The sequence below is a fragment of the Nocardioides sp. genome (assembly GCF_047607185.1).
Taxonomy (GTDB): Bacteria; Actinomycetota; Actinomycetes; order Propionibacteriales; family Nocardioidaceae; genus Nocardioides.
The window spans coordinates 1-5530 of sequence record NZ_JASGDQ010000019.1 but is presented as its reverse complement, the minus strand read 5'-3'; the positions used below and the strand labels follow the sequence as shown (position 1 = coordinate 5530).

5 protein-coding genes are annotated in these 5530 nt (G+C 72.1%); 3 read left to right on the top strand and 2 right to left on the bottom strand.

The window, feature by feature from the left end; translation table 11 throughout:
- The first annotated feature begins 195 nt into the window (after positions 1 to 195).
- The 3 genes from QM595_RS02005 to QM595_RS01995 all read left to right on the top strand — a co-directional run bounded on the left by QM595_RS02005 (position 196) and on the right by QM595_RS01995 (position 3957).
- The gene (locus tag QM595_RS02005) at positions 196 to 1035 is read left to right on the top strand and encodes a GNAT family N-acetyltransferase (protein ID WP_415169848.1); all 840 of its coding nucleotides are present in this window, start codon (positions 196 to 198) and stop codon (positions 1033 to 1035) included.
- A gap of 146 nt (positions 1036 to 1181) precedes the next feature.
- Positions 1182 to 2090 carry a DUF559 domain-containing protein gene (locus tag QM595_RS02000; RefSeq protein WP_415169847.1) on the top strand — a complete coding sequence of 303 codons (909 nt, stop codon included), beginning with the start codon at positions 1182 to 1184 and terminating at the stop codon, positions 2088 to 2090.
- Between the two features lie 85 nt (positions 2091 to 2175).
- Complete coding sequence (locus QM595_RS01995) at positions 2176 to 3957, top strand: proline--tRNA ligase (protein WP_415169846.1); 1782 nt, start codon at positions 2176 to 2178, stop codon at positions 3955 to 3957.
- Positions 3958 to 4242: 285 nt separating this feature from the next.
- On the opposite strand, the gene QM595_RS01990 is transcribed toward QM595_RS01995, so the two are convergent.
- Positions 4243 to 4653, bottom strand: a complete 411-nt coding sequence (locus tag QM595_RS01990) for a ferritin-like domain-containing protein (RefSeq protein WP_415169845.1) — start codon at positions 4651 to 4653, stop codon at positions 4243 to 4245.
- 126 nt (positions 4654 to 4779) lie between these two features.
- Entirely contained in the window at positions 4780 to 5226 is a 447-nt protein-coding gene (locus QM595_RS01985) for a hypothetical protein (protein ID WP_415169844.1), read from the bottom strand.
- Positions 5227 to 5530 lie beyond the last annotated feature (304 nt).

The following is a 5530-nucleotide window of genomic DNA, read 5'->3' as shown; positions in this document are numbered from 1 at the left end:
GCTGGTGTGAGAGGGCCCGAGTCGGCAGAAGTGCTGGTGTGAGAAGGCCCGAGTCGGCACAAGTGCTGCGGGCGCGGCCAGCACTTGTGCCGACTCGGCGGTTTGTGGACCTGCACTTCTGCCGACTCGGCGGTTTGTGGACCTGCACTTCTGCCGACTCGGCGGCGGGGTGCGTAGGCTCGCCTCGTGCTCACCATGCGACAGGGGATCCGGGCCCTCGGGCCGGCCGACCTGACCGCGTTCCTCGACCTGGTCGCGCTCGACCCGGTCGTCAATGTGTTCGCCGACTACCGCGCCCGCACCACCAGCCTGGAGCAGCGCTGGCTCGGCGGCGAGATGTGGGGTCGCTGGCTGGGCGGTGACCTGGTCGCCGCCTGCCACGTGGGCGCCAACCTGGTGCCGATCCAGGCCGGCGAGGACGACGCCCGCGCCTTCGGCGAGCGGGCGCTGGCACGCGGCCGCACGGTCTCCACGCTGGTCGGCCCGCACGTGCCGGTCAGCGCGTTCTGGCACACCGTGGCCGGTCACTGGGGCCGGCCCCGCGACATCCGCTGGCAGCAGCCCCACCTGGAGCTCTCCGGCGCACCGCTGGTGGCGCCCGACCCGCTGGTCCGTCGTACCTCCCGGGCCGACCTCGCCGAGGTCTATCCCGCCTGCGTCGCGATGTACACCGAGGAGGTCGGCGTCTCACCAGAGCTCGGCGGCGGCGCGGAGCTCTACCGCGCCCGGGTGCTGCAGCTGATGTCGCGCGGCTGGTCCTTCGCGCGCTTCGAGGACGACGGCCGGCTGGTCTTCAAGGCCGAGGTCGCCTGCGCCTCGCCCTACGCCGCGCAGATCCAGGGCGTCTACGTCGTCCCTGACCTGCGCGGCCAGGGCATCGCGACCGCCGGCATGGCCGCCGTCGCCGACATCGTGCGCCGCGAGATCGCGCCGGTCGTCTCCCTCTACGTCAACGACTGGAACACCCCCGCCCGTCACGCCTACGAGGCGGTCGGCTTCGTGGAGACCGCCCGCTTCTCGACGGTGATGTTCTGACCGGTGCGCACCCGGGTCCACCGAAGTCGGTCGCGGGTCGGTGCGCCGCGCCTGCGCCACGGCGTCCGGGGGGGTGTCGGTGGACCCGGCTACGAGCCTGTGGAGAGCGAGATGCGGCGCGGGACGAGGTCGCCGACGATGGGCAGGTGAGCGCAGCTGCGGACGACCACGTGATCGAGGCCCTGACCCGCCTCGGTGGCGTGGCCGGCCGGGCTGAGCTGATCGCCCTCACCAGTCGGCGCGACGTGGACCGCGCGCTCGCAGGATCGACGATCGTCTCGGTGCGGCGCGGCTACTACGGCCTGCCGGTGCTGGGTGACGCTCTCGCGATCGCCAAGGCGGCGGGTGGTGTTCTCTGCCTGACCAGTGCCGCCCTCCACCACGGCTGGGCGGCGAAGTCGGTCCCGGAGTTGCCCCACGTCCTGCTCGCCCGCGGCCGTCGGGTTCCGCCGGTCGTGGCCGGACGCGGGAGCTGGCACCGCGGGGATCTGCTTCCGGAGGAGCTCGACGGCGGCGCGACGTCACGCGAGGTGACGCTGCTCCAGTGCCTGCGGCAGCTGCCCTTCGACGAGGCGCTCGCCATCGCGGACTCCGCGCGCCGCGATGGCGAGTCGGCCCTGCTGACGCGGGTGGCCCGTCAAGCGCGCGGGCCGGGCAGCCCGCAGGTGCGACGGGTCGTGGAGGTGTCGACTCCCGATGCGGCGAACCCGTTCGAGTCCGTGCTCCGGGCGATCTGCGCGAGCATCCCGGGGCTGACGGTGCGGCCGCAAGTCCTCATCACCAGCGTCATCCCGTGGGTGCGCCCCGATCTGGTCGACGAGGATCTGCGCCTCGTCATCGAGGCCGACTCCTTCGAATGGCACGGCAACCGGGCGGCGCTGCGCAACGACGCCCGGCGATACAACCTGCTGGTCGCCGATGGGTGGCTGGTGCTGCGGTTCGCCTGGGAGGACGTGATGTTCGAGCCCGACTACGTGAGGTCGGTCGTGGCTGCGCTCGTGCGTCGCGTGCTCGGGTCCACCGAAGTCCGTGGCCGGGTCGAGAGCGCCGCCTGACGTCGGCTGACGGTGCCCGCTTCGGTGGACCGGCGTCCGCGGAACCAGGTGGGAGCGCACCGGCCGGGCGCCGTACCCTGTGCCCATGCTGATGCGGATGTCGACCCTGTTCGTGCGAACCCTGCGGGAGGATCCGGCGGACGCGGAGGTGCCGAGCCACCGGCTGCTCGTGCGCGCCGGCTACATCCGCCGTGCCGCGCCGGGCATCTACACCTGGCTGCCGCTGGGTCTGCGGGTGCTCGGCAAGGTCGAGGCGATCATCCGCGAGGAGATGGCCGCCATCGGCGCGCAGGAGGTGCACTTCCCGGCGCTGCTGCCCCGCGAGCCCTACGAGGCCACCGGCCGCTGGACCGAGTACGGCGACGGCATCTTCCGGCTCAAGGACCGCAAGGACGCCGACTACCTGCTCGGGCCCACGCACGAGGAGATGTTCACCCTCCTGGTCAAGGACCTCTACAGCTCCTACAAGGATCTGCCGCTCTCGCTCTACCAGATCCAGACCAAGTACCGCGACGAGGCCCGACCCCGCGCCGGCCTGCTGCGCGGCCGCGAGTTCATCATGAAGGACTCCTACTCCTTCGACATCGACGAGCGCGGCCTGCAGCAGTCCTACGACGAGCACCGCGACGCCTACATCAGGATCTTCGACCGGCTCGGCTTCGACTACGCGATCGTCAAGGCCACCTCCGGCGCGATGGGCGGCTCGGCGAGCGAGGAGTTCCTGGCCAAGGCCGAGGTCGGCGAGGACACCTATGTCCGCTGCACCAGCTGCGACTACGCCGCCAACGTGGAGGCGGTCGCGGTGCGGCCACCCGCGCCCACGTCGGCTGGGCCCGACTTCTTGGCGAGCCTCCCCGCCGCCCGTGTCGAGGAGACGCCCGACACCCCGACCATCGCGACCCTGGTGGACCGGCTCAACGCCGACCATCCCCGCGAGGACCGGCCCTGGCAGGCCGGCGACACCCTCAAGAACGTGCTGCTCACCCTCAAGCACCCCGACGGCACTCTCGAGCACCTCGCCGTCGGCCTGCCCGGCGACCGCGAGGTCGACCAGAAGCGGCTGGAGGGCCAGCTCGAGCCGATCGAGGTCGAGCCGATGGACGAGGCGACCATGCGGTCCTTCCCCGACCTGGTGAAGGGCTACATCGGCCCCGGCGTGCTGGGGGAGCGCGGCAAGACCGGCATCCGCTACCTGGTCGACCCGCGCGTCGCCGAGGGCACCGCCTGGGTGACCGGCGCCGACCTCGACCAGCACCACGTCCTCGGCCTGGTGGCCGGCCGCGACTTCACCCCCGACGGCACCATCGAGGCTGCCGAGGTCCGTGACGGTGACCCCTGCCCCCACTGCGCCGACGGCACGCTGGAGTCCGCCAAGGGCATCGAGATGGGCCACGTCTTCCAACTCGGCAGGAAGTACGCCGAGGCGCTCGGTCTCCAGGTGCTCGACGAGTCCGGCAGGCTGGTCACCGTCACCATGGGCTCCTATGGCATCGGCGTCACCCGCGCGGTCGCCGCAGTCGCCGAGGGGACGCTGGACGAGATCGGGCTGTGCTGGCCGCGCAATGTCGCCCCGGCCGACGTACACCTGATCGCCACCGGCAAGGACGAGGCGATCTTCGCCGCCGCCGAGCGGATCGCCACCGAGCTCACCGAGGCCGGCGTCGAGGTGCTCTACGACGACCGCGAGAAGGTCAGCCCGGGCGTGAAGTTCAAGGACGCCGAGCTGATCGGCGTGCCCACCATCGTCACCGTGGGCCGCGGCCTCGCCGACGGCGTCATCGAGGTCAAGGACCGCCGCTCCGGCGAGCGCGAGGACGTCGCCGCTGATCAGGTGGTCGACCACCTCGTCGCCCTCGTCAGACGATGAGCAGGATCGTCGACCGCGCCATCCGGGCGCGGGTCGTCATCGCCGACGAGGCGGCCAACCGGGGTACATGTGACTTTTGCAGTTTTGTGCAGTGCGAAGAGTTGAGGGGTCGAATCGCTAGGTATGCCGCCCAGCGGGTTGCATGATTGTGCACAGAGAGAGTCCCCCCAACAAGAATCTCTCCAGGCCTAGTGTCCAGGCCTCCTCGGACGGCCCGCGAGCCGCTTCGGGCAACGTCTCGGGAGTTGCTCGGAGCCAGGCTCGCGGGCCGTGTCCATGTCGGCGTCAGTCGACACCGGGCAGGGTCTGCGGCGAGCCCTTGAGCGACAACTCCCGCAGCGCCGTCTCGGTCAGCACCTCGACCGCCCAGCGCCGGTCCTCGCCGGTGGTCTGGGCGACCAGCCAGGCATAGGTGGTGGCACAGCCGCGCTCCAGTGTCAGCGCCGCCCGCCGAATCCCGGCCGGGGAACCGGTCCGGCCCGGCACCTGATAGGCGGGCTCGGCCGGGACCGGGGTCTGGCCGGCGTCGGCGATCAGCGCGGTGAGCCGGTCGCGGCGGGCGCGGTGGTGCTCGAAGCCGGATCGCAGCACGCCGTACAGCCCGGGGGAGTCGGACTGCGAGGTCCGGGCGGCGAGCACCCCGTAGACGTAGCAGGCGGCGTGCTCGGCGGCCAGGGCGGTCTGCTCTGGCGTCATGCCGTCACCCCTCGCTGCGCTCGTGGCCGGCATGTTGCCTGTGGTTCGCTCGCAAGCTCGCTCACTGCCGCCACCCCTCGCTGCGCTCGTGGCCGGCATATTGCCTGTGGTTCGCTCGCAAGCTTCTCACGCGGCGGCCCCGTGCACGAGCTGCGCCACCGCGGCGGACATCGACGCGAGCAGCCTGGCCAGGCTGCCGTCCTCGGCGCTCACCGCGCCATCGGCGAGAGCCGTCCGCAGACCCTGCTCCACGGCGACCAGCGCGGCACCGGCGTCGACAGCGCCCGAGGGCAGCGTCGTCGGCGAGGCCAGCGGCGTGCCGGGCGCCGCCGGACGCCCCAGCGCGACCAGGTGGGCATCGTGCAGGGCGGCGTACGACTCCCCGCCGGCGACGGCGAGGGCCTGGTTCCGCGCGGCCAGCAGCTGGGCGGCGACGGCGTCGACCAGCAGCTCGTCCGCGGTGGGCGCCGGGACCGGCGCCGGATCGTCGGCAGGCAGCAGGTCGCAGCCGGTCAGCGCCGCGGCGGCACCGACGAGCAGGCCGGGCACGGCGCGGCGAGACAGCGACATCACGGAAAGACCATAGAGCCTCCGCCGATGGGCCGCGCCTGCTGCGCGGCGCCCCAGCACGCGCCTGGCTGCGTTGTCGTCAGTCGCCGTGGCTCCGCCACGGCTCCCTCCTCCGCCTTGCCAGCCACGCACCGGGACACCGCCCGCGACGACGCCGCCCATCGGCGGAGGCTCTAAGCCTCGATCCGTGGATGAGCTCTCCCGAGTGGGTTGAATCCTGTGGGAGGTGCAGTGGGCCGCACGGGCGCGCCTGTGCTGCTGGTCTGTCCAGCCTTTCCACTGAGTTCCTCTGGTCGGCCTGTACGGC